Here is a 21,858-nt window from a genome sequence, read left to right on the forward strand (position 1 = left end):
CTTTGGTCGTACGCTTGTTGTGCTGACATGCAGCGAACATCAGGGATGGAACAATCGGTTGCGGCGCCGTCCATTGGCGTGCGGCCATGTGGCGTCCATCTTCAGTGGCATCCATCCAACAGGAGTCGCCATGAGCTTTCCCGAACCGGTCCGCGTACTGCGGACCATCCGTGGCATGCCCACCTCCGACGGTGCCGGCGTGCGCCTGACCCGCGTCATCGGCGGCCCGACGTTGCCTGACCTGGACCCGTTCCTGCTGCTCGATGAATTCGGCACCGACCGTGCCGAGGACTACATCGCCGGCTTCCCGGAGCATCCGCATCGCGGTTTCGAGACCGTCACCTACATGCTCGACGGGCGCATGCGGCATCGCGACAACCACGGCAACGAGGGCCTGCTTACCCCGGGCAGCGTGCAGTGGATGACCGCAGGCCGTGGCCTGGTGCATTCGGAAATGCCCGAGCAGGAAAGCGGTCAGATGCGCGGCTTCCAGCTGTGGGTGAACCTGCCGGCGAAAGAGAAGATGACCGAGCCGAAGTACCAGGAGTTCGCGCCCGAGCGCATTCCCGTGGTGCAGCCGGACGCGGGCGTGGAAGTGAAGGTGATCGCCGGCAACGTGGATGGCACGCAGGGCCCGATCGTGCAGCCGGCCACCGATCCGCTGTACCTGGACATCACGCTGGCCCCGGATCGCGCCTGGACCTATGCCTTGCCGGAAGGGCACAACGCCTTCGCGTATGTGTTCGAAGGTGCGGTGACGGTGGGTGAGCAGGACGCGGCGCGCGACGTCGCCCGCCAGGAACTGGCGGTGCTGGGCGGGGGCGAGCAGCTGCATCTGTCGGCCGGCAGCGAGGGTGCGCGGCTGATCCTGGTGGCTGGTCGTCCGTTGCGAGAACCGGTGATGCGCCATGGCCCGTTCGTGATGAACACGCGGCAGGAACTGATGCAGGCCTTCGTCGATTTCCAGGAAGGCAAGTTCTGAGGCGGTGCCGGCCGCTGGCCGGCAACTGCCTGCGGTCACGGCGGATCGAGGTGCCGGCCAGCGGCCGGCACTACCGTCAGGTCGGCTCGCATTGCGGGGATGCTGCAAGGCAGTCATCCCCGCCATCGTCAGTTCCCGGCAGCCACGGCCGACGGGGTCAGGCTCATCCCCTGCGCCAGCTGTTGCAGCGAACCCAGTTCCTGCGCGCTGTCCGGATACAGCGAAATCTGCGCGTAACGCCCTTTGTCGAGCTTGACCACGCTGATGCGGCGCTCGGCATAACCGGGCGGCTGCTGGCCTCCCAGATCGGGCTGGTACCAGTACAGTGATTCACCGCCGAAGCTGCCCTTTTCGTGGCGCAGCGAGCGGTTCAATGGAAGGTTGGGATCGCGTGCACTGAGCATCAGGCTCAGTACCTCGCGGCCATCGCTGGTGCTGGCGCGGCAGACCAGGAAATCGGCCTGTGCCTGCTGTTGCCACTGCAGGCCGCTGTTGGCCGGCAATGAAGGACATTCGGTGGGAGCCTGCGCGGCGGCCTGGGCCGCAGCGAAAAGCAGGCTCGACAACACTACAGGCGCGAACTTCATGCATCCCCCAAGGTGGTGTGTCGTGGCTCCGTCGGATGGACCGGCGGCCTTGGCATCCCATCCCCGGATGCCCCGCCGGCCGGCATGTGCACGGACGGTCAACTCAAGCTTAACGGAACGTGAGCGATCGCACAAATTGCGGTTACAAGCGTAACCATTGCGGCCGAAGGTCAGCCGCAATGGTCCGCACAGGCCTCAGCGGTCGTTGCCGAGCCACTTGTAGATGATGCCGCCGATCGCACCGCCCAGCAGCGGGGCGACCCAGAACAGCCACAGCTGGCTGACCGCCCCGCTGCCGGCGAAGAAGGCCACGGCGGTGGAGCGGGCCGGGTTCACCGAGGTGTTGGTGACCGGGATGCTGATCAGATGGATCAGGGTCAGCGACAGGCCGATCGCCAGCGGCGCGAAGCCAGCCGGTGCCTTGCCGTGGGTGGCGCCCATGATCACGATCAGGAACACGGCGGTCAGCACCACTTCGCACAGGAAGGCCGCCGCCACGCTGTAACCGCCGGGCGACAGCGCGCCATAACCATTGCTGGCGAACGCACCGGCCTGGCTGCCGTCGATGGCGAAGCCGCTGGCCCCGGAGGCAATCTGCAGCAGGATGAAGCCGGCCAGCAGGCCGCCAGCCACCTGGGCGATGATGTAGGGGATCAGGTCCTTGGTCGGGAAGCGGCCACCGGCCCACAGGCCGACGCTGACCGCCGGATTGAAGTGCGCGCCGGAGATATGGCCGAACGCATAGGCGCCGGTCACCACGGTCAGGCCGAAGGCGAGCGCCACGCCGAGGAACCCGATACCCAGCGGATTGCTGTCACCGCCGAACTTGGCGGCCAGCACCGCACTGCCGCAGCCACCCAGAACCAGCCAGAACGTGCCGAGGAATTCGGCGGACAAGCGTTTACCCATGCTCATGTGTTGCACTCCTTTGACGGTCGAAAGTGTGATTTATGTCACATTTCAATGATCAGCGGGTGACTGTAGCGTCAACGCCGGGTGCAGGCATACACCTTCGGATGTGTGCAACACGCGATGTTCAGTACTGCGGCAGCGGGATGAATTCCTTGTCGTCGCCCGGAATGGTGCCGAAGCGGCCGGCCTCCCAATCGTGCTTGGCCTGCTCGATGCGTTCCTTCGAGCTGGACACGAAGTTCCACCACAGGTGACGCGGGCCATCCAGCGGCTCGCCACCGAACAGCATCGCCTTCACCGGCGTCTTCGCGCGCAGGCGGCCACGTGCGCCGGCTTCGGGAATCACCAGATGCTGTGCAGGGATGTCCACGCCATCCAGCTGTGCGTCGCCTTCGAGGATGTACAGCGCGCGCTCGCGGTGGCCGTCGTCGATATCGATTTCCGCATCCGGGTCGAGATCGATTGCCACGTTGAGGGTGTCGGCGAACACCTTCACCGGCGATTCCTCGCCATAGGCGCGGCCGGCGATGACGCGCAGCCAGGCACCGTTGCGGCGCTGCTCGGGCAGGGTGGCCGCGGCGTGGTGGTAGAACGCCGGCTCGATCTCTTCATGTGACTTCGGCAGCGCCACCCAGGTCTGCATGCCGTGGATCGGGTTGTCGTGATCGCGGTCCGGCTGCGGCGTGCGCTCGGAATGGGCGATGCCGCGGCCAGCGGTCATCCAGTTGACGTCTCCGGGTCGGATCACCTGGTCCGAACCGAGTGTGTCGCGATGGCCGATGGCGCCCGACCACAGATAGGTGACGGTGGCCAGGCCGATATGCGGATGCGGGCGCACGTCGATGGCCGTACCGGGGTGCATGAGTGCCGGGCCCATCTGGTCGACGAACACGAACGAGCCGATGCTGCGCGCCTGCAGGGTGGGGACGGCGCGACGGACTTCCAGGCCGCCGATGTCGTGCACGCGCGGGGCGATGATGGTGGTCATGCGGGCGTTCTCGCTGGCAGGGATCAGGCGGTCAGCATCGCATGCAGCTGTGACGGGCACATGCCCCGTATGGGTAACAGGGTGTTCCAGCCAACTGCGCAGCCCCTCGTGGCTGTGGGGTTGGTCGCGTAAAGCAAAAGCCGCGCTTGGCCGGGCGGGGTGGGTTCGCGGGGGACGCCGTGAATCCGTCCGTGGAGGCTTGGCCGCGGCATCCATGCCGCGGACACCCCCGCGAATCCACCCCGCCCGACCTCTGACAGTTTCCGTGTGCGTCCAGCCACGGAGAAGAAAAAAGAAAATCAAAGTCAAAATCAAACGCTGGTTGCTTCGCTCCTGGTGGCGGCCCAGGTAGCCACCCACCCGTTCGTAGTGATCCACACCGGAATCGAGATTCACCGACCGTCACCGGGAAACTGTCAGGGGTGGGGCGGTGTGGGCAGGCAGGACCGTTGGCGCCATGGATGGCGCCATCGAGCCCCCATGGATGGGTTTACGGCGTGTCCTGCCTGCCCACACCGCCCCGCCCAACAAACAGAAAAGCCAGAGCCGGCTGTTGCTCTGGCTCTGGCTTTTGAGGTTGCCGGCCAGCGGCCGGCACTACCGCGGGTGCCGGGCCGCAGGCCCGGCCGATAAACTCAAACCACTGGTTCGCGCAGGGTGGGGTTGTCCCAGCCCGGGCGCGGGGCGAAACGGTCGCCGTGGCGCTGCTGCAGTGCCTTCAGCCGCTCGACGATCGCATCGGCACCGACCGCACGGATGTGCTGGATCGGACCACCGCGGAACGGGGCAAAGCCGGTACCGAAGATCACGCCGGCATCCAGCAGGTCCGCATCGGCCACCACGCCTTCGTGCAGGCACGCCACCGCTTCGTTCAGCAGCGGCAGGATCAGGCGGTCCTCAAGATCCGCCGGGGCCTGGTAATCGCTGGCCACGTCCGGCTTCTTCGGCTTGCCGTTCTCCCAGGTGTAGATGCCCTGGCTATCCTTCTTGCCGCGCTTGTCCGGTTCCACCGTCTGCAGCGCGGCCGGAATCTGCAGGCCGAGGAACGGCGCCAGTTCGCGGCCGACGCCGGCGGCCACGTCCAGGCCGACGGTGTCGATCAGTTCGATCGGGCCCATCGGCATGCCGAACTTCACCGCGGCCCTGTCGATCACCGGGCCCGGAATGCCTTCGGCATACGCGGTGGCGGCTTCCAGCATGTAAGGGAACAGCACGCGGTTGACCAGGAAGCCCGGGCTGCCGGCCACCGGTACCGGGAACTTGCCCAGCGCCTTGCAGAACGCGGCCAGGCGGCGCTCGGTCTCCGGCGCCATGCCGTCGTGGTGAATGATCTCCACCAGTGGCATCTGCGCCACCGGGTTGAAGTAGTGCAGGCCAGCGAACTGCGCCGGGCGCTGGATGTGGTCGCGCAGTTCCACCAGCGGAATTGACGAGGTGTTGGTGGTCAGCAGCGCGTCCAGCTTCATCTTCGGTTCCAGCGTCTGGTACAGCGCACGCTTGGCTTCCGGGTTCTCGATGATCGCTTCGATCACCAGGTCGGCCTCGGCCACGCCGTTGCCTTCCAGGTCGGCACGCAGGCGCGCGGCCACGGCGGGGCGCTTGCTCTCGTCGCGCACCTTCTTGGCGAACAGCGCCTGCGCGCGCTCCATGGCGGGGTCGATGAAGCGCTGCTCGCGGTCCTGGAGAGTCACTTCAAAGCCCTTGTAGGCGGCCCAGGCGGCGATGTCACCGCCCATCACGCCGGCGCCGACCACGTGCACGTGGCGGATGCCGGAATCACCACCACCGAGGCCCTTCAGGCGTTCGGTGAGGAAGAAAATGCGGATCAGGTTGCGCGCGGTCGGGGTGCTGGCCAGCTTCACCACCGCGCGGCGCTCGGCGTCCAGACGCGCCTGGATCGGCTTGCCGCCACTGCGCTGCCAGGTGCTGATCAGCGCGTAGGGCGCCGGATACTGGTCCTTCTTGGCCTTGCGTGCGACCTGCTTGACCATCTGCGGTGCCAGCAGCGTGCGTGCCAGCCAGGTGTTGGTGGCCCAGGCCGTTGCGCGCTGCTTGAACGGGCGCGTGGTGCCGGACAGCGCCAGCGCCACGGCGGTGTCGAGCACCACGGCCGGTGCCACCACCTTGTCGACCAGCCCGATGCCACGCGCGGCCGAGGCCGACAGCGTACGGCCGGTCAGCATCATGTCCATTGCCGCTGGCGCGCCGACCAGCTGCGGCAGGCGCGCGCTGCCGCCCCAGCCCGGGAAGATGCCCAGCTGGGTTTCCGGCAGGCCGATGCGGGTGCTGCTGTCATTGGAGGCCACGCGATAGCGGCAGGCCAGCGCCAGCTCGGTGCCGCCGCCCAGGCAATGGCCGTGGATGGCCGCCACGGTGGGGCAGGGCAGCTCGGCCAGCTTCTGGTAGGTAGCCTGGCCGCGGCGGATGGCGTCGTTAACGGTGCCGCGACGGTCGAACTCCTGGAACTCCTTCAGGTCCGCCCCGGCAATGAAGCCGGCTTTCTTCAGCGACTGGATCACCACGCCCTTGGGCGGGTCCAATGCAATGCGCTCAAGCAGGTCACCCAGCTCCAGCAGCACATCCTGCGACATGGCATTGACGCTGCTGTCCTGGCGATCCAGGGAGAGGACCACCACGCCGTCGTCGCGGATCTCGGGGTGCCAGTGGCTGAAGCGGAGACCATCGAAGCCTGAGAGCATGGACGTTCCATCCGGTTGTGTATGGAGAAGCGGCTATGATCCAGAGGTTGTTTCCCCCGCGTCAAATCCCAATAGCAGGGGAGTGGCGACCCCGGATCCATGGCCGTGGACCGGAACGCTAACGGAACGTTGGTTAAAAGCTGGTGCGGCGCCGGGTGATCGGCGACTGAACTTTTCCCGGGATTGGCAGTCTCATTGCCCGACGTCGGTTGGGCTGACAGGAGTGCGGCCCCTCATGGCCGAGGTTGATACACCACAGGAGCTGGATCTGGAACTGGTCCGGCGCGTGCAGCACGGCGAGAGCGCCGCGTTCGATGTCCTGGTGCGCAAGTACCAGCATCGCGTGGTGGCCCTTGTCGGCCGCTACATCGCCGACTGGAGCGAATGTCAGGACGTCGCCCAGGACACTTTCATCCGCGCCTATCGCGCGATCGGAAGTTTCCGTGGCGACGCCCAGTTCTCAACCTGGTTGCATCGAATCGCCGTGAATACCGCCAAAAACTACCTGGCTTCACACAATCGACGGCCGCCGACCGATGACATCGACATCGGCGATGCCGAACAGTTCGACAGTGGTACGCGCCTGCGCGACACCGACACGCCCGAACGCGAGTTGATGCGCCAGGAGCTGGAACAGACGGTGATGAAGGCCGTCAACGCGCTGCCGGAAGAGCTCCGGTCGGCGATCACCCTGCGCGAGGTGGAAGGCCTGAGCTACGAGGAAATCGCGCAGAAAATGGGGTGCCCGATCGGCACCGTGCGTTCACGGATCTTCCGGGCGCGCGAGGCGATCGACACCGAACTCCGGCCGCTGTTGGACATCGGCAGCGCCACCCGTGAGAAGAGCCGCGTATGACCAGTAACCCGTTCAACGAATCGCAGAACCATCAATCGCCCGCCGGGCAGCGCCTGGACCAGCGCCATCGCGAGCAGCTGTCGGCCCTGGTCGATGGCGAGCTGGGCGCCGATGAAGCGCGCTTCCTGCTGCGGCGGATGGAGCATGACCCCGAACTGGCCGGCTGCCAGGAGCGCTGGCAGCTGCTGGGCGACGTGATGCGTGGGCAGGCGTCGGCACTGGCCCCGGCCGGGTTCAGTTCCGCCGTGGCTGCTGCCATCGCCGCCGAGCCTGCGCCGCAGGCCGAGCCGCGCCGTCAGGTGCGTCGCAGTGGCTGGCGGGCCTGGGGCGGTGGTGCCGCACTGGCCGCTTCAGTGGCAGCGGTGGCGCTGTTCATGGGCGGTGAGAAGCTGAAGGAAGCCACCCCGGGCGAGCCGTTGGCACCTCAGGTGATCGCCAGCCAGGCGGAGCTGCCGACCGTGCCGACCGATCCTGCCCCGGTTACCGAAGCCTCTGCAGACACGGCCGCGATGGCTGTGGCGGCGGCTCCCGCCCTGGCGATGGCCACTGCCGGTCGCCGCCAGGACACCCGCCGCGCCAGTGCCACCCGCAGCCAGCAGGCCGCGCGTGCCGCCCAGCGTGAGGACGTGCCGCAACGCGCGGTGGCTGCTGCGCAGGCGCCGCTGACCCCGACCATACCGGCCAATGGCAGCCGCAACATGCCGTTTGGCGAGGTCGGTGGGCTGCAGGCGCGGCCGTGGCCGCGTTCCAGCCTGGCGCCTGCCGCCGGCGGGGCGCTCAATGCCAGCTTCCCGGCCCATACCGGTGGCGCCGCCTTCTACCCGTTCGAGCCGCGCCTGCAGGACGACCTGCCGGTGCCGCCGCGCCCGCGCGACTGAGCCGGGCGCTTTCACGCCCCGCCGTCAGCGGGGCCCGTATTCCTCTTTCCATCCGATCCGGAGGTTGCCGTCCGATGACTCCCCGACTCCGCACGCAGGCCATGGGCCTGTTGGCCCTGACCCTGCCGCTGGTGGCCTGCGCGCAGGCACCGGCTCCGGCCGCCCCGACCCAGGCTGCTCCAGCCACCGCGCCAAGGGCACCGGCACAGCCGCTGGTTACCGGCCTGCCCGATTTCACCAACCTTGTTGAACAGGTCGGGCCGGGTGTGGTCAACGTCGACACCACCATCGTCCGCACCAACCGCCAGGCTTCGCGGGGCCCGATGGGCGGTGACGACGACATGCCGGAATTCTTCCGTCGCTTCTTCGGCCCGGACTTCCCGATGCCGGGGCAGGGCCCGGGCGGCCCGGACGGTGGCCCCAGCATCAAGGGCCGCGGCATGGGCTCGGGCTTCATCATTTCGCCCGATGGCTATGTGCTGACCAACTACCACGTGGTGGCCGATGCCAGCGACGTGAAGGTCAAGCTGGGCGACAGCCGTGAGTTCAACGCCAAGGTGGTGGGCAGCGACCAGCAGTACGACGTGGCGCTGCTGAAGATCGATGGCAAGAACCTGCCGACCGTGCGCGTGGGTGATTCCAATACGCTGAAGCCCGGCCAGTGGGTTGTCGCGATCGGCTCGCCGTTCGGTCTCGACCATTCGGTCACCGCCGGTATCGTCAGTGCACTGGGACGTAGCACGGGTGGCGCCGACCAGCGCTACGTGCCGTTCATCCAGACCGACGTGGCGATCAACCAGGGCAACTCCGGCGGTCCGTTGTTGAACACCCGCGGCGAAGTGGTCGGCATCAACTCGCAGATCTTCTCCGCCTCCGGCGGCTACATGGGCATCAGCTTCGCGATCCCGATCGACCTGGCGATGAGCGCGGTCGAGCAGATCAAGAAGAGTGGCAAGGTCACCCGTGGCCAGCTGGGTGCGGTGGTCGAGCCGATCGATGCGCTGAAGGCGCAGGGCCTGGGCCTGCCCGACAGTCGTGGCGCGCTGGTCAACCAGATCGTCGCCGGCAGTGCCGCAGAGAAGGCCGGTGTGCAGATCGGCGACGTAGTGCGTTCGGTCAACGGCAGCCCGGTCAACAGCTGGTCCGACCTGCCGCCGCTGATCGGTGCGATGGCACCGGGCAGCCGGGTCACGCTGGGGGTGATCCGCGACGGCAAGCCGCGCGACCTCAGCGCCACGCTCACGGCGCTGAGCGAAGACGGTCAGGGCAATGCCCGTGCGGCGTCTGCCGCCAGGCCCGATGCGGCACCGCAGGCCGGCGCCAATGCCCTGCTGGGCCTGGACGTGAGCGACCTGACCGCACCGCAGCGCAAGCAGTTCGGCCTGGATGGCAACGAAGGCGTGCGCATCACCGGAGTCAAGGGCCAGGCGGCGCGTGATGCCGGCCTGTCTCCGGGCATGGTGATCCTGCAGGTCGGCCGCACCCCGGTCGGCAGCGTGGAGAGCCTGAACCGGGCGCTGTCCAGCTACAAGAAGGACGACGTGGTGATGCTGCTGGTGCGCACCGGCAACGGCAACAGCGCCTTCGTGGCGGTCAAGGCCGGCCAGTAAGGCCTGCCGGGGCCGCTTCGGCGGCCCGTGTTTCTCCCCTGAAGCCCCGCTCTGGCGGGGCTTCGGCCTTTCCGGGCGGGGCCCGAGCAGTCCGCTTTCGCGGTGGGGCGCCGGGCATGCGATAATCGACCGTTACCCTGACGACGCCGCGCGCCGCCGCCACCTATGTCTTCTGATTCGATGCGGAACATCCGCAACTTCTCCATCATCGCCCATGTCGACCACGGCAAGTCCACGCTGGCCGACCGCATCATCCAGCTCTGTGGTGGCCTGCAGGCCCGCGAGATGGAAGCGCAGGTGCTCGACTCCAACCCGATCGAGCGCGAGCGCGGCATCACGATCAAGGCGCAGTCGGTGTCGTTGCCGTACCTGGCCAAGGACGGGCAGACCTACCATCTGAACTTCATCGACACCCCCGGCCACGTCGACTTCTCCTATGAAGTCAGTCGCTCGCTGGCCGCCTGCGAAGGCGCGCTGCTGGTGGTCGATGCGGCCCAGGGCGTGGAAGCGCAGTCGGTGGCCAACTGCTACACCGCAGTGGAGCAGGGCCTGGAAGTGGTGCCGGTGATCAACAAGATCGACCTGCCGACCGCCGACATCGAGCGCGCCAAGGCCGAGATCGAGGCCGTGATCGGCATCGACGCCTCCGACGCCGTGCCGGTCAGTGCCAAGACCGGCCTGAACGTGCAGGACGTGCTGGAAGCGATCGTGCATCGCATCCCGCCGCCGACACCGCGCGACACCGAGAAGCTGCAGGCGCTGATCATCGACTCCTGGTTCGACAACTACCTGGGCGTGGTCTCGCTGGTACGCGTGATGCAGGGCGAGATCAAGGCCGGTGACAAGCTGCAGGTGATGTCCACCGGCCGCAACCACCAGGTCGACAACGTCGGCGTGTTCACGCCGAAGCGGAAAGTGCTGCCTGCGCTGCGTGCCGGTGAAGTGGGCTGGGTCACCGCCAGCATCAAGGACGTGCACGGTGCGCCGGTCGGCGACACCCTGACCCTGGCCGGCGACCCGGCACCGAAGCCGCTGCCGGGCTTCCAGGAAATGCAGCCGCGCGTGTTCGCCGGTCTGTTCCCGGTCGATGCCGAAGATTACCCGGACCTGCGCGAAGCGCTGGACAAGCTGCGCCTGAACGATGCCGCGCTGCGTTTCGAGCCGGAAAGCTCCGAGGCGATGGGCTTCGGCTTCCGCTGCGGCTTCCTGGGCATGCTGCACATGGAAATCGTGCAGGAACGCCTGGAGCGCGAGTACAACCTGGACCTGATCAGCACCGCGCCGACGGTGGTGTATGAAGTCCTGAAGACCGATGGCTCGATCATCAACATGGACAACCCGGCGAAGCTGCCGCCGGTGAACCAGGTCGAGGAGATCCGCGAGCCGATCATCCGTGCCAACGTGCTCACTCCCGAGGAGTACATCGGCAACATCATCAAGCTGTGCGAAGAAAAGCGCGGCAGCCAGATCGGCATCAACTACCTGGGCAGCCAGGTGCAGATCAGCTATGAGCTGCCGATGGCCGAGGTAGTGCTGGACTTCTTCGACAAGCTGAAGTCGGTCAGCCGTGGCTACGCCTCGCTGGACTACCACTTCGTCCGCTTCGACGCCGGCCCGTTCGTGCGCGTGGACGTGCTGATCAACGGCGACAAGGTCGACGCACTGTCGCTGATCGTGCACCGCAGCCATGCCGACCGTCGTGGCCGTGAGCTGTGCGAGAAGATGAAGGACCTGATTCCGCGCCAGATGTTCGACGTCGCCATCCAGGCTGCGGTCGGCTCGCAGATCATCGCCCGTACCACGGTCAAGGCCATGCGCAAGAACGTGCTGGCCAAGTGCTATGGTGGCGACGTTTCGCGCAAGAAGAAGCTTCTGGAAAAGCAGAAGGAAGGCAAGAAGCGCATGAAGCAGGTCGGCCGCGTGGAGATCCCGCAGGAAGCGTTCCTGGCCGTGCTGCAGATGGACAACAAGTAATCCCGCACCGGCCCTGCGGGGCCGGTCGTCCGGTGACGTTGCAAAGGACCCTGAATGAAACTGTTTGAGATCCTCCTGGTCGTGCTGACCCTGGCCTCGGGCCTGATCCTGCTTGCGGACAAGCTGTACCTCGCCAAGCGTCGCGCCCAGCGCGCCGGCCTGCTCGATTCCGAGCCGGTGCTGGTGGATTACTCGCGTGCGTTCTTCCCGGTGCTGGCGATCGTGCTGATCGTGCGCAGCTTCATTGCCGAACCGTACAAGATCCCGTCCAGCTCGATGATGCCGAACCTGCTGATCGGCGATTTCATCCTGGTCAACAAGTTCTCCTACGGCCTGCGCCTGCCGATCAGCAACACCAGGATCGTGCCGTTCGGCGAGCCCTCGCGTGGCGACGTGGTGGTATTCCACTTCCCCGGCCACAGCGACAACGACCCGGCCAAGGGCGAGAACTTCATCAAGCGCGTGATCGGCGTGCCGGGTGACACCGTGGTCTTCGAAGGCGACGGCGTGATCCTCAATGGCGAGCCGCTGAAGTACGACAACAAGGGCATCTACGCCGGCCACAAGGGTCAGGGCGAAGGCGCCAACCTGCTGGTCGAGCACCTGCCGGGCCGCACCCACACCGTGCTGGAGACCGACTACCCGCGCGGCCAGGGCCAGTGGACGGTGCCGGCCGGCAAGTACCTGGTGATGGGCGACAACCGCGACAACAGCGACGATGGCCGTTTCTGGGGCCTGCTGCCGGAAGAGAACCTGCGCGGCAAGGCCTTCCTGATCTGGCTGAACTGCCAGGGCTGGTTCTGCAAGGATGGCTTCGAGCCGTCGCGGATCGGCTCGAGCATCAACTGATCGGGCATCAACTGAGTACCTTCACATCCAACGCGTATCTGGGGAGAACGCAATGAAGACGATGAACACGCAGCGCGGCATGACCCTGACCTCGTTCCTGACGGTCCTGATCGTGGTCGGTTTCTTCCTCTACATCGGCATGAAGCTGTTCCCGATGTACCAGGAGTACTACGCCGTGCGCTCGGCGATGAAGAGCCTGGCCAACGAGCCGGGCGTGGGCAGCATGGAGCCGTCGCGGATCCAGGACCTGTTCTTCAAGCGCCTGTACATCAACTACTCGGACAATGTGAAGCCGGCCAACGTGAAGTTCGACCGTCGCGACAATGGCTGGACCCTCAAGGTCAACTACGAAGTGCGTCGCCAGCTGATCGGCAACCTCGATGTGGTTGGCAAATTCGATTCTTCCCAGGACCTGACACGAAGCGGTGCCCAGTAAATTCATCCAACGTGGCGACCTGATCGGTCATGCCTTCAGCGACCCGGCCCTGCTCAAGCAGGCGCTGACGCATCGCAGTGCCGGTGCGCCGCACAACGAGCGCCTGGAGTTCCTCGGCGACAGCATCGTCAACATGATGGCGGCCGAGGCGTTGTACCGACGCTGGCCCAAGGCTGACGAAGGGGCGATGACCCGTGCCCGTGCCGAGCTGGTGCGCGAAGGCGCGTTGGCGGTGATCGCGCGCACCCTGCAGTTGGGCGAGCGGCTGACCCTGGGTCCGGGCGAAATGAAGTCCGGCGGTCATCGCCGCGACTCGATCCTGGCCGACGCAGTGGAAGCCGTGGTGGCGGCGATCTACCTGGATGCCGGCTTCGAGGCCTGCCGGGCGGTGGTACTGCCCTGGTTCAGCGCTTCGATCGAGGCGCTGCCGGCCTCCGGCCGTCCCGAGAAGGACCCCAAGACCCGCCTGCAGGAATGGCTGCAGGCCCGACAGAAGGCGTTGCCGCAGTATGAACTGGTGTCAGAATCCGGTGACGACCATGCCAAGCACTTCCGGGTACGCTGCAACGTAGCCGACCCGGCCGCCAGCACCGAGGGCGAAGGCGCCTCGCGGCGGCTTGCCGAACAACAGGCGGCTGCGGCCGTCCTAGAACAACTGGATTCCAAGTGAGCGAACAAACTCCTCATCATTGCGGCAGCGTGGCCGTCATCGGCCGCCCGAACGTGGGCAAGTCGACCCTGACCAATGCCCTGGTCGGTGCGAAGGTCAGCATCGTTTCCAACCGTCCGCAGACCACGCGCCATCGCCTGCTGGGCATCGCCACCTACCCGGAAGGCCAGCTGGTGCTGGTTGATACCCCCGGCCTGCACAAGGTGCAGAAGCGGGCGATGAACCGGGTGATGAACCGTGCCGCGCGCGGCTCGCTGGAGGGCGTCGATGCCGGCCTGCTGGTGATCGAGGCCGGTCGCTGGGATGAAGAAGACAGCCTGGCCTTCAATGTGCTGCGCGATGCCGGCATTCCGGTGGTGCTGGTGGTCAACAAGATCGATCGCCTGAAGGAAAAGGGCGCGCTGCTGCCGTTCCTGCAGCAGGTGACCGAAGGCCGTGATTTCGCTGCCGTGCATCCGATCTCGGCGCAGAAGCGCAATGGCCTGGAAGCGTTGGTGCGCGACGTGCTGAAGCTGCTTCCGGAAGCGCCGCCGATGTTCGGCGAGGACGAGATCACCGACCGCAGCCAGCGTTTCCTGGCCGGCGAGCTGGTACGCGAGCAGCTGATGCGCCAGCTCGGCGAGGAGCTGCCGTACGCCACCACCGTTGAGATCGAGCGCTTCACCGAGGACGGCAACCTGCTGCGCATCGGCGCGGTGATCTGGGTCGAGCGCGAAGGCCAGAAGGCCATCGTGATCGGCAAGGGCGGCGCCCGCCTCAAGGAGATCGGCGCCAAGTCCCGCCTGCAGATGGAGCGTCTGTTCGGGGCCAAGGTGTTCCTTGAGACCTGGGTGCGCGTGCGTGAAGGCTGGTCCGATGACGAGGCCGCGCTGAAGGCCTTCGGTTACGAGTAAGCCGTTGCGGTCGCTTCGATGATGATCGAGGACGACACCGGCTTCGTGCTGCATGCGCGGGCCTACCGCGAGACCAGCCTGCTGGTCGAGGTGTTGAGCGCGCAGCATGGCCGCGTCGGCCTGCTCGCGCGTGGTGTGTCAACCGCGAAGGGCCAGGTGCTGCGCGCTGCCCTGCAGCCATTGCAGTGGATCCGCTTCAGCGCCCAGCAGCGCGGTGAACTGGCCCAGTTGCGCGGCGCTGAAGCGCTGGATGCGGCCCCGCGCCTGGTCGGCCAGGCGATGCTGGCCGGCTTCTATCTGAGTGAACTGACCCTGCGCCTGGCACCTCGCCAGGATCCGTTGCCTGAGTTGTATCTGGCCTATGGCGAAGCGCGCGCGCGGCTGGCGGTCGGTGCCGGCCTGGCCTGGACGCTGCGTCGTTTCGAGCGCGAGCTGCTGACCGCGCTGGGCCTGGGTTTCGAACTGGACAGTGCCAGCGACGGCCAGCCGATCGACCCGGCCGCGCGCTACGAGCTGGACCCACAGGAAGGCGCGCAGCGCCTGCTCAGTGAGCGCGGTGGGGAGCGCCGGGCGGCGGCCACTGGCTCGGCCCTGCTGGCGTTGGCGGCCGACGAAGAGCCCGCTGCCGCCGACCTGGCCAGCCTGCGCCTGCCGATGCGGCGGGTGCTGGCCCATCACCTCGGGCCACGCGGCCTGAAGTCCTGGGAAATGCTCGAGCAGCTCGCGCCCCGCAGGTAGGGGGTGTTGGGCAGGGCTTGCAGCCCTGCACCTGCCGAGGCCAAAGCGACAGCAACAGCAACAGCATGCATTCCGTGGGATGGCGGGATGGGTCCGGTTGTGGGGGGCGCTGCAAGTCCCCCTCCGGGGTCCGGCCCAGCCGCTGGCGGCTGTGCGTTCGGGCGCTTGCGAAGCAGTGCTTCGCAAGCAAAGCGCCCTCACCCATGTAAGCTCGGTCGCCGCTTGCTCGTGTGCGCTGTCCTGCGCACACGGCAAGACCGGGGTTGGGCGTCCTGCCCAACCCGCCCGAGGCATGCCTCGGGCCCATGCGGCTCACGCCTCCGCAACCGGACCCACCCCGCCTTCGACAGTTTTTCCGCGAGCTGTCGGGACGGCACGGGGTCGGATCCGTTTTCCACAGGAAAACGGATCCGACCCCAGATTGATTTCGATATCTGACAGAGATTCATCCACGCACGGCGTGGATCTACCCGATCGCGGAAAACTGTCAGAGGTGGGGCGGTGTCGGAGGGCGGGGTGTCAGCCGCATGGATGCGGCTGCCAAGCCCCCATGGACGGGTTTACGGCGTCCCCGCACTCCGATACCGCCCCGCCACCCCACGGAATGCCAGCTTTTGCTTTTGCTGTTGCCTTGGCCTGAAGCCTCTGCGGGTGCAGGGCGCAGCCCTGCCGAAAACCCTCAATGCAGCAGGGCCGCCACCGCGTCGCGGAACCCCGCCTGGGCCTGCCCGGACTCGGGCGCATGATGCAGCTGCCGCACCGCCCGTCCCAGCCGTGCCGCGCCGACAAACCCACAGCTCGCCTGCAACCGGTGCAGCTGGCTGCGCAGCTGGCGCTCGTCGTGCTGGTCCACGGCCTGCTCGACCGCGTCGCGTACGCCCGGCAACTCGGCCAGGAACAGCTCGCGCAGCGCGATCAAGTGGTTGCGCTGGCCATTGAGCGCGGCCAGTGCCGCGGTCTCGTCCCAGTCCTGTACCTGCAGCTCGACCGCTGCCGGAGCCGGGGCAACGGAGATCCCCGCCGGGCTGTTCACCAGTGCCCGGCGCACGGCCTTCAGCAACTGGTCGCGGCCCAGCGGCTTGACCAGCGTGTCGCTGAAGCCAGCTTCGCGCAGGCGGGCATGGATGGAGGTGTCGCCATCGGCGGTATGCGCCAATGCCGGGGTATCGGGGTGTGAACGGCGCAGTTCACGCAGCAGCTGCGCGCCATTGCCGTCCGGCAGGTTGACGTCGATCAGCCACAGGTCATGCGCGCCGGGCTCGGCGCTGGCCAGCGCGCTGGCCAATGAATCTGCGGTGTCCACGTCCGCCGGTAACGTTTCCAACGCCGCTTTGAAAAAACCGCGGCTGATGATGTCGTCCTCGACAAGCAGGAAGCGGGGCCGGCTGGCCTGCGGGGTCATCTGCATCAGGGCTGCCTCCATGTCAGCTGCTGCAATCATCAAGCACGGCGGCGGCGGGCGCAAGCGGGTCCGGACCCTGCCAGTCAGGATCTGCGACAATGTGCCCCCATTTTTGCCCGCAGCCTGTTGCCACGTGGCCCGATCCCGCTCCCGTATCGACCGTACCCCGTTCCAGACCGAGATCCTCGACCTCAGCCATGATGGTCGCGGCGTCGCCCGCCGTGAAGGCGAGGGCGGCAAGGTCACCTTCGTCAGCGGCGCCCTGCCGGGCGAGGTGGTCATGGCCGAACAGACCGCCCGCAGCCGCCATTTCGACGAGGCACGCACGGTGGAAGTGCTGCAGGCATCGCCCCAGCGCGTGACCCCGAAGTGCCCGCATTTCGGTACCTGCGCCGGCTGCGTGCTGCAGCACCTGGACGAAGACCAGCAGATCGTCGCCAAGCAGCGCGTGCTGATGGACAACCTTGAGCGGATCGGCCATGTGAAGCCGGGCACGGTGCTGGCGCCGCTGGTCGGCGAGAGCTGGGGTTATCGCCGCAAGGGCCGCTTCTCGGTGCGCCGGGTCGAGAAGAAGGACAAGACCCTGGTCGGTTTCCGTGAACAGGACCCGCGTTTCGTCGCCGACCTCAGCCAGTGCCTGACCGTGATCCCGGAGATCGGTACCAAGGTCGAGGCCTTGTCGACCTTCATCGATTCGCTCGATGGCAAGCGCGAGATCCCGCAGATCGAGTTCATCGCCGGCGATCAGGCGGTGGTGCTGACCGTACGTCACCTGCAGCCGCTCAGCGATGCCGACCGCGCCGCCTGGGCCGCCTTTGGCCAGCAGCATGGTTTCGTGATCTACCTGCAATCCGGCGGCGTGGACACCGTGCAGCCGCTGGACGGGCAGGGCGTGCCGCTGTCGTTCCGGTTGGCGCCTTGGGACGTGGAACTGGCGTTCCGCCCGCTGGACTTCATCCAGGTCAACGCCAAGCTCAACGAAAAGATGATCGCCCACGCCCTGGACCTGCTTGAGCCGGGCGAGGACGAACGCGTGCTTGACCTGTTCTGCGGCCTGGGCAACTTCACCCTGCCGCTGGCCCGCCGAGTGCGCGAAGTGGTGGGTGTGGAAGGCGATGCCGGCCTGGTCGCGCGTGCCCGTGAGAATGCCGTGCGCAACGGGCTGGCCAACGCCCAGTTCTTCAGCGCCGACCTGACCCAGGACCAGCGCAGCACGCCGTGGATGCGCCAGGGCTTCGACAAGCTGCTGCTGGACCCGCCGCGCTCGGGCGCCATCGAAGTGCTGCAGCAGCTGCCGCTGAAGCAGTTCAAGCGCATCGTCTACGTCAGCTGCCACCCGGGTTCGCTGGCGCGCGATGCCGGCTATCTGGTCAACGAACAGGGCTTCACCCTGGTCAGTGCCGGTGCGATGGACATGTTCCCGCACACCGCGCACGTGGAAAGCATCGCGGTGTTCGAGAAGCGCTGAGCGGCTGTCATCACCCATGGCGCATAATCGCGCCATGGGCATTGAAATCGAACGCAAATTCCTGGTCATCAACGATGGCTGGCGATCCGCTGCGCACCGGGTGATCCCGATGGCGCAGGGCTACATCAACGACATGGGCGCGCTGGATCGCGGTACCCAGAACGCCTCGGTGCGCGTGCGTATCGAGGGCGACCATGCTGCGCTGAACCTGAAGTCGCGCACCATCGGCCACACCCGACAGGAATTCGATTACCCGATTCCGGTGGAGGACGCGCGCGCGCTGCTGGCGCTGTGCGTGGGTGGCCTGATCGACAAGCGTCGCCATCTGGTCGAGCACGCCGGCCTGACCTGGGAAGTGGACGAGTTCCTCGGCGACAACGCCGGCCTGGTCGTGGCTGAGGTGGAACTGGACAGCGCCGACCAGGCCATCGAGCTGCCGGACTGGGCCGGCGCGGAAGTCACCGACGACGCCCGCTACTACAACGTCGCGCTCGCCAGTCATCCCTATTCACAGTGGTGAAACCCTGAAAAGGGGACGGAGGGGATTAAGTCGTCTTTACCCCGCCTGTGCGGAAAGCGACTTAATCCCCTCCGTCCCCTTTTTTCGGCGGGGGCGGGCCCCATGTCGGTGGGATGAGAATCGACATCTACTCCGACGTGGTCTGTCCCTGGTGCTGGATCGGCAAGCATCGTTTCCAGCAGGGCGTGCAGTTGCTGGGCGCCGATGCGCCTGAACTCGATATCCACTGGCAGCCGTTCCAGCTGGACCCGGACGCGGACGACACCCCGGTGCCGCTGCGCGAGGCCTATGTGCGCAAGTTCGGTGGCGTCGAGCGCACCGAGCAGATCCTCGGCCAGACCCAGACCACGGCGCGTGCGGAAGGCCTGCCGATGGACTTCAGCCGGGGCCAGGTGCGGGTGACCACGCTGCCGGCACATCGGGTGCTGTGGCTGGCCGGCCAGCACGGCGTGCAGGACGCGGTCGGGGAGGCGCTGTTCCGCGCCCACTTCGAGCTTGGCCAGAACCTGGCGGACAGCGCGGTGCTGATCAAGGCCGGTGTGGCGGGCGGCCTGGACGGCGGCGAAATCGCGCAGATGCTGGCCTCCGACCGCGGCCTGGCCGAGGTCGAAGCCAAGCTGGCGGAGGCGCATGCGCTGGGCATCTCCTCGGTGCCGACCTTCGTCATCGATGGAAAGTGGGCCATTTCCGGGGCGCAGCCCCCCGAGGCCTTCGCCAACGCCCTGCGCCAGATTGCCGCCGAACAGGGCGCCCCGGCCACCCCGGCTGGCGACGACGAGGCCTGCGGCCCGGACGGCTGCAAGGTCTGAGCAGATCGGGGTCAGAGCCCCTGCGGGGATCCGGCCCCGGGGTCAGATCCCCGCAGGGGCTCTGACCGCACACTCCCCTTTTTCTGACCACTGCGCCTGTCGGCCGGTTCTGCGACAATGCGGCACTGCGCCATGCGGGCGCGCGTTGTGGAGATCGACCATGCTGCTGATCGGCGTTGCCGGCACCGAACTGACCGCCCAGGAACGTGACTGGCTGCAGCACGATGCCGTGGCCGGGGTGGTGCTGTTCAAGCGCAACTTCGCCTCCCGCCAGCAGGTGACCGATCTTAGCGCGGCGATCCGCGCCGCCGCGCCGCGCCCGCAGCTGATCTGCGTGGACCAGGAAGGCGGTCGTGTACAGCGTTTCCGCGAGGGTTACAGCGATCTGCCGCCACTGCAGGACATTGGTGCCCTGTATGCCACCGACCCGCAGCAGGCCTTGGCATTGGCCGAACGGCACGCCTGGCTGATGGCCAGCGAAGTACGCGCCAGCGGCCTGGACCTGAGCTTCGCGCCGGTGGTCGACCTTGGCCGTGGCAACCGTGCCATCGGCAACCGCGCCTTCAGTGAAGACCCGCAGGTGGTGGCCGCGTTCACCGCCGCCTACGTGCGTGGCATGCACTCGGTCGGCATGGCCGCCACGCTCAAGCATTTCCCCGGCCACGGCACCGTGCTGGAAGACACCCACGTCGATACTGCGATCGATCCGCGCGCGCTGGACGAGCTGCGCGCGCAGGACCTGGTGCCGTTCCAGGCCGGCATCGCCGCCGGTGCCGATGCGGTGATGATGGCACACGTGATCTACCCGCAGATTGCGCCTGAACCGGCAGGTTACTCGCCGCGCTGGATCCAGGACATCCTGCGCGGCGAGCTCGGCTTCCGTGGCGTGGTGTTCTCCGACGACATCGGCATGGCCGCCTCGCACAGCGCCGGCGGCGTGCCGGCGCGCGTGCACGCCCATCTGGACGCCGGCTGCGACGTGGTGCTCGTCTGCCACCCGGAGCTGGTCGATGAAGCCCTGCACGCGGTGCAGGGGCGCTCCCTCAATACCGCTGCGCTGCTGGGCCTGATCGGCCGCGGCGCGCTTGGCTGGGATGGCCTGCTGGCCGATGCCCGCCATGGCGACACCCAAACCCGTCTGCTTGAAACCCTTGGAAGAACCGTCTGATGCCCAACCTCACCATTTCCCAGGCCCTGGCCCAGGCTGACCTGCTGGTCGACCGCCCCACCATCGACAAGGCCATCGCTGGTATCGCCGACGCCATCGCGCGCGATTACAAGGGCGAGGTGCCGCTGTTCCTGTCCATCATGCACGGTGCGCTGCCGTTCGCCGGCCAGCTGGCGCTGGAACTGGGCGCGCGCGGCCAGGACGTGCAGTTTGATTACCTGCACGCCACCCGTTACCGCGGTGAAACCACCGGCGGCGACCTGGTCTGGAAGCACAAGCCGGCCACCTCGCTGTTCGGCCGCCGCGTGCTGCTGGTCGACGACATCCTTGACGAGGGCTACACCCTGCAGGGCGTGCGCACCTGGTGCCTGGAACAGGGCGCAACCGACGTGCGCATCGCCGCGATGACGGTGAAGAAGCACGACCGCGCGCTGCCGGACGTGACCGCCGACTACGCCGGCATCGAACTGCCGGACCGCTACGTGTTCGGCTTCGGCATGGACGTCAACGAAACCCTGCGCTGCGTGCCGGCCATCTACGCGATGAAGGAATAACGGCGCAGCCGCCCGCGGCGCGTCTTCTTCTGCCGCCGGCATCCTCGGGTGCCGGCGTTCGTCTTTTCATGGAGTGCTTCGAATGCAACAGATCGCCCTGGCCGTGATCGGCGGTACCGGTGTCTACAACCTGGCCAAGCTTGACGACGTGCGGACCCACGAGGTCGACACCCGCTTCGGCCGTCCGTCGGGCCCGGTGCGCGTCGGTACGCTGCTCGGCCATCGCGTGGCGTTCCTGGCGCGCCATGGTGAAGGCCACTCGCTGCCGCCGCACAAGATCAACTACCGCGCCAACCTGGCCGCGCTGCAGCAGCTGGGCGCGCAGCGCGTGTTGGCGTTGAACACGGTCGGTGGCGTCACCGAGAACTTCGGCCCGCGCGTGCTGGCCTGCCCGGACCAGATCATCGACTACACCTGGGGCCGCATCAGCACCATCTGTGAAGAAGAGGGGACCGATGTGGTCCACGTCGATTTCGGCCACCCGTACACGCCGATGCTGCGCAGCAAGATCCTGGCGGCGGCCAAAGTGACCGGCGTCACGGTCCATGACGGTGGCTGCTACGGCGCAACGCAGGGCCCGCGCCTGGAAACCATCGCTGAAATCGCCCGCATGCGCCGCGACGGCTGCGACCTGGTGGGCATGACCGGCATGCCGGAAGCCGCGCTGGCACGCGAACTGGGGCTGGATTACGCCTGCCTGGCGATCATCGCCAACTGGGCTGCCGGCTGTGGTGATGGCGAGGAGATTACGATGGCCGAAGTGCTGGCCAACGTACAGGCGGCCAGCAACGGACTTCCGGAACTGGTGGGCGAATTGGCGCGGGGGTGATTGTCTTCCCCGAGCAAGCTTTGCATACTCAGCTTG

21 protein-coding genes are annotated in these 21,858 nt (G+C 67.0%); 16 read left to right on the top strand and 5 right to left on the bottom strand.

Annotated elements, in window-relative coordinates; translation table 11 throughout:
- Positions 1–130: 130 nt before the first annotated feature.
- Complete coding sequence (locus AC5P5X_RS01855; RefSeq protein ID WP_005410611.1) at positions 131–982, top strand: pirin family protein; 852 nt, start codon at positions 131–133, stop codon at positions 980–982.
- Positions 983–1,110: 128 nt separating this feature from the next.
- Here the strand turns inward: AC5P5X_RS01855 and AC5P5X_RS01860 are convergent, their stop codons facing one another.
- The 4 genes from AC5P5X_RS01860 to AC5P5X_RS01875 all read right to left on the bottom strand — a co-directional run bounded on the left by AC5P5X_RS01860 (position 1,111) and on the right by AC5P5X_RS01875 (position 6,168).
- Positions 1,111–1,569: a hypothetical protein gene (locus tag AC5P5X_RS01860; protein ID WP_005410610.1), complete on the bottom strand. Its 459-nt coding sequence runs from the start codon at positions 1,567–1,569 to the stop codon at positions 1,111–1,113.
- Positions 1,570–1,764: 195 nt separating this feature from the next.
- Entirely contained in the window at positions 1,765–2,484 is a 720-nt protein-coding gene (aqpZ, locus tag AC5P5X_RS01865; protein WP_099596886.1) for an aquaporin Z, read from the bottom strand.
- Between the two features lie 121 nt (positions 2,485–2,605).
- A complete protein-coding gene (locus tag AC5P5X_RS01870; protein WP_005410608.1) occupies positions 2,606–3,469 on the bottom strand; it encodes a pirin family protein in 864 nt (287 codons plus the stop codon).
- Between the two features lie 635 nt (positions 3,470–4,104).
- Complete coding sequence (locus AC5P5X_RS01875) at positions 4,105–6,168, bottom strand: 3-hydroxyacyl-CoA dehydrogenase NAD-binding domain-containing protein (protein ID WP_329762634.1); 2,064 nt, start codon at positions 6,166–6,168, stop codon at positions 4,105–4,107.
- A gap of 235 nt (positions 6,169–6,403) precedes the next feature.
- On the opposite strand from AC5P5X_RS01875, the gene rpoE reads away from it, so the two are divergent.
- The 9 genes from rpoE (at position 6,404) to recO (ending at position 15,072) form a co-directional block, all read left to right on the top strand.
- Complete coding sequence (rpoE, locus tag AC5P5X_RS01880) at positions 6,404–7,024, top strand: RNA polymerase sigma factor RpoE (RefSeq protein ID WP_005414197.1); 621 nt, start codon at positions 6,404–6,406, stop codon at positions 7,022–7,024.
- Entirely contained in the window at positions 7,021–7,902 is an 882-nt protein-coding gene (locus AC5P5X_RS01885; protein ID WP_049402273.1) for a sigma-E factor negative regulatory protein, read from the top strand. Before rpoE ends, AC5P5X_RS01885 begins: the two co-directional genes overlap by 4 nt.
- A 74-nt stretch (positions 7,903–7,976) precedes the next feature.
- The gene (locus tag AC5P5X_RS01890) at positions 7,977–9,512 is read left to right on the top strand and encodes a DegQ family serine endoprotease (RefSeq protein WP_005410604.1); all 1,536 of its coding nucleotides are present in this window, start codon (positions 7,977–7,979) and stop codon (positions 9,510–9,512) included.
- 180 nt (positions 9,513–9,692) lie between these two features.
- Positions 9,693–11,486: a translation elongation factor 4 gene (gene lepA, locus AC5P5X_RS01895; RefSeq protein ID WP_005410603.1), complete on the top strand. Its 1,794-nt coding sequence runs from the start codon at positions 9,693–9,695 to the stop codon at positions 11,484–11,486.
- Positions 11,487–11,540: 54 nt separating this feature from the next.
- A complete protein-coding gene (lepB, locus tag AC5P5X_RS01900) occupies positions 11,541–12,335 on the top strand; it encodes a signal peptidase I (RefSeq protein ID WP_005410602.1) in 795 nt (264 codons plus the stop codon).
- 52 nt (positions 12,336–12,387) lie between these two features.
- Positions 12,388–12,771, top strand: a complete 384-nt coding sequence (locus AC5P5X_RS01905; protein WP_005410601.1) for a DUF4845 domain-containing protein — start codon at positions 12,388–12,390, stop codon at positions 12,769–12,771.
- Positions 12,761–13,441 (top strand): ribonuclease III, encoded by a 681-nt coding sequence (gene rnc / locus AC5P5X_RS01910; protein WP_005410600.1) that lies wholly within the window; start codon positions 12,761–12,763, stop codon positions 13,439–13,441. Before AC5P5X_RS01905 ends, rnc begins: the two co-directional genes overlap by 11 nt.
- Positions 13,438–14,334: a GTPase Era gene (era, locus tag AC5P5X_RS01915; protein ID WP_005410599.1), complete on the top strand. Its 897-nt coding sequence runs from the start codon at positions 13,438–13,440 to the stop codon at positions 14,332–14,334. The genes rnc and era overlap by 4 nt, the downstream gene beginning before the upstream one ends.
- Positions 14,335–14,352: 18 nt before the next feature.
- Positions 14,353–15,072 (top strand): DNA repair protein RecO, encoded by a 720-nt coding sequence (recO, locus tag AC5P5X_RS01920; protein WP_005410598.1) that lies wholly within the window; start codon positions 14,353–14,355, stop codon positions 15,070–15,072.
- Between the two features lie 679 nt (positions 15,073–15,751).
- Here the strand turns inward: recO and AC5P5X_RS01925 are convergent.
- Positions 15,752–16,480 carry a response regulator gene (locus AC5P5X_RS01925; protein ID WP_111189530.1) on the bottom strand — a complete coding sequence of 243 codons (729 nt, stop codon included), beginning with the start codon at positions 16,478–16,480 and terminating at the stop codon, positions 15,752–15,754.
- Between the two features lie 127 nt (positions 16,481–16,607).
- Between AC5P5X_RS01925 and rlmD the strand changes: the two genes are divergently transcribed.
- From rlmD to AC5P5X_RS01955, 6 genes are all read left to right on the top strand, one after another.
- Positions 16,608–17,942, top strand: a complete 1,335-nt coding sequence (gene rlmD / locus AC5P5X_RS01930; RefSeq protein ID WP_111189528.1) for a 23S rRNA (uracil(1939)-C(5))-methyltransferase RlmD — start codon at positions 16,608–16,610, stop codon at positions 17,940–17,942.
- A 34-nt stretch (positions 17,943–17,976) separates the two neighbouring features.
- Complete coding sequence (locus tag AC5P5X_RS01935; RefSeq protein WP_012480971.1) at positions 17,977–18,462, top strand: CYTH domain-containing protein; 486 nt, start codon at positions 17,977–17,979, stop codon at positions 18,460–18,462.
- A 113-nt stretch (positions 18,463–18,575) separates the two neighbouring features.
- The gene (locus AC5P5X_RS01940; protein WP_005414203.1) at positions 18,576–19,271 is read left to right on the top strand and encodes a DsbA family oxidoreductase; all 696 of its coding nucleotides are present in this window, start codon (positions 18,576–18,578) and stop codon (positions 19,269–19,271) included.
- A 160-nt stretch (positions 19,272–19,431) separates the two neighbouring features.
- Complete coding sequence (gene nagZ, locus AC5P5X_RS01945; protein ID WP_005414204.1) at positions 19,432–20,439, top strand: beta-N-acetylhexosaminidase; 1,008 nt, start codon at positions 19,432–19,434, stop codon at positions 20,437–20,439.
- The gene (locus AC5P5X_RS01950) at positions 20,439–20,993 is read left to right on the top strand and encodes a hypoxanthine-guanine phosphoribosyltransferase (RefSeq protein ID WP_005410592.1); all 555 of its coding nucleotides are present in this window, start codon (positions 20,439–20,441) and stop codon (positions 20,991–20,993) included. Before nagZ ends, AC5P5X_RS01950 begins: the two co-directional genes overlap by 1 nt.
- Positions 20,994–21,075: 82 nt before the next feature.
- Positions 21,076–21,822 carry an S-methyl-5'-thioinosine phosphorylase gene (locus AC5P5X_RS01955; RefSeq protein WP_111189527.1) on the top strand — a complete coding sequence of 249 codons (747 nt, stop codon included), beginning with the start codon at positions 21,076–21,078 and terminating at the stop codon, positions 21,820–21,822.
- The last annotated feature ends 36 nt before the right edge of the window (positions 21,823–21,858 follow it).

The organism is Stenotrophomonas sp. YJH_SMC_91, assembly GCF_059368495.1.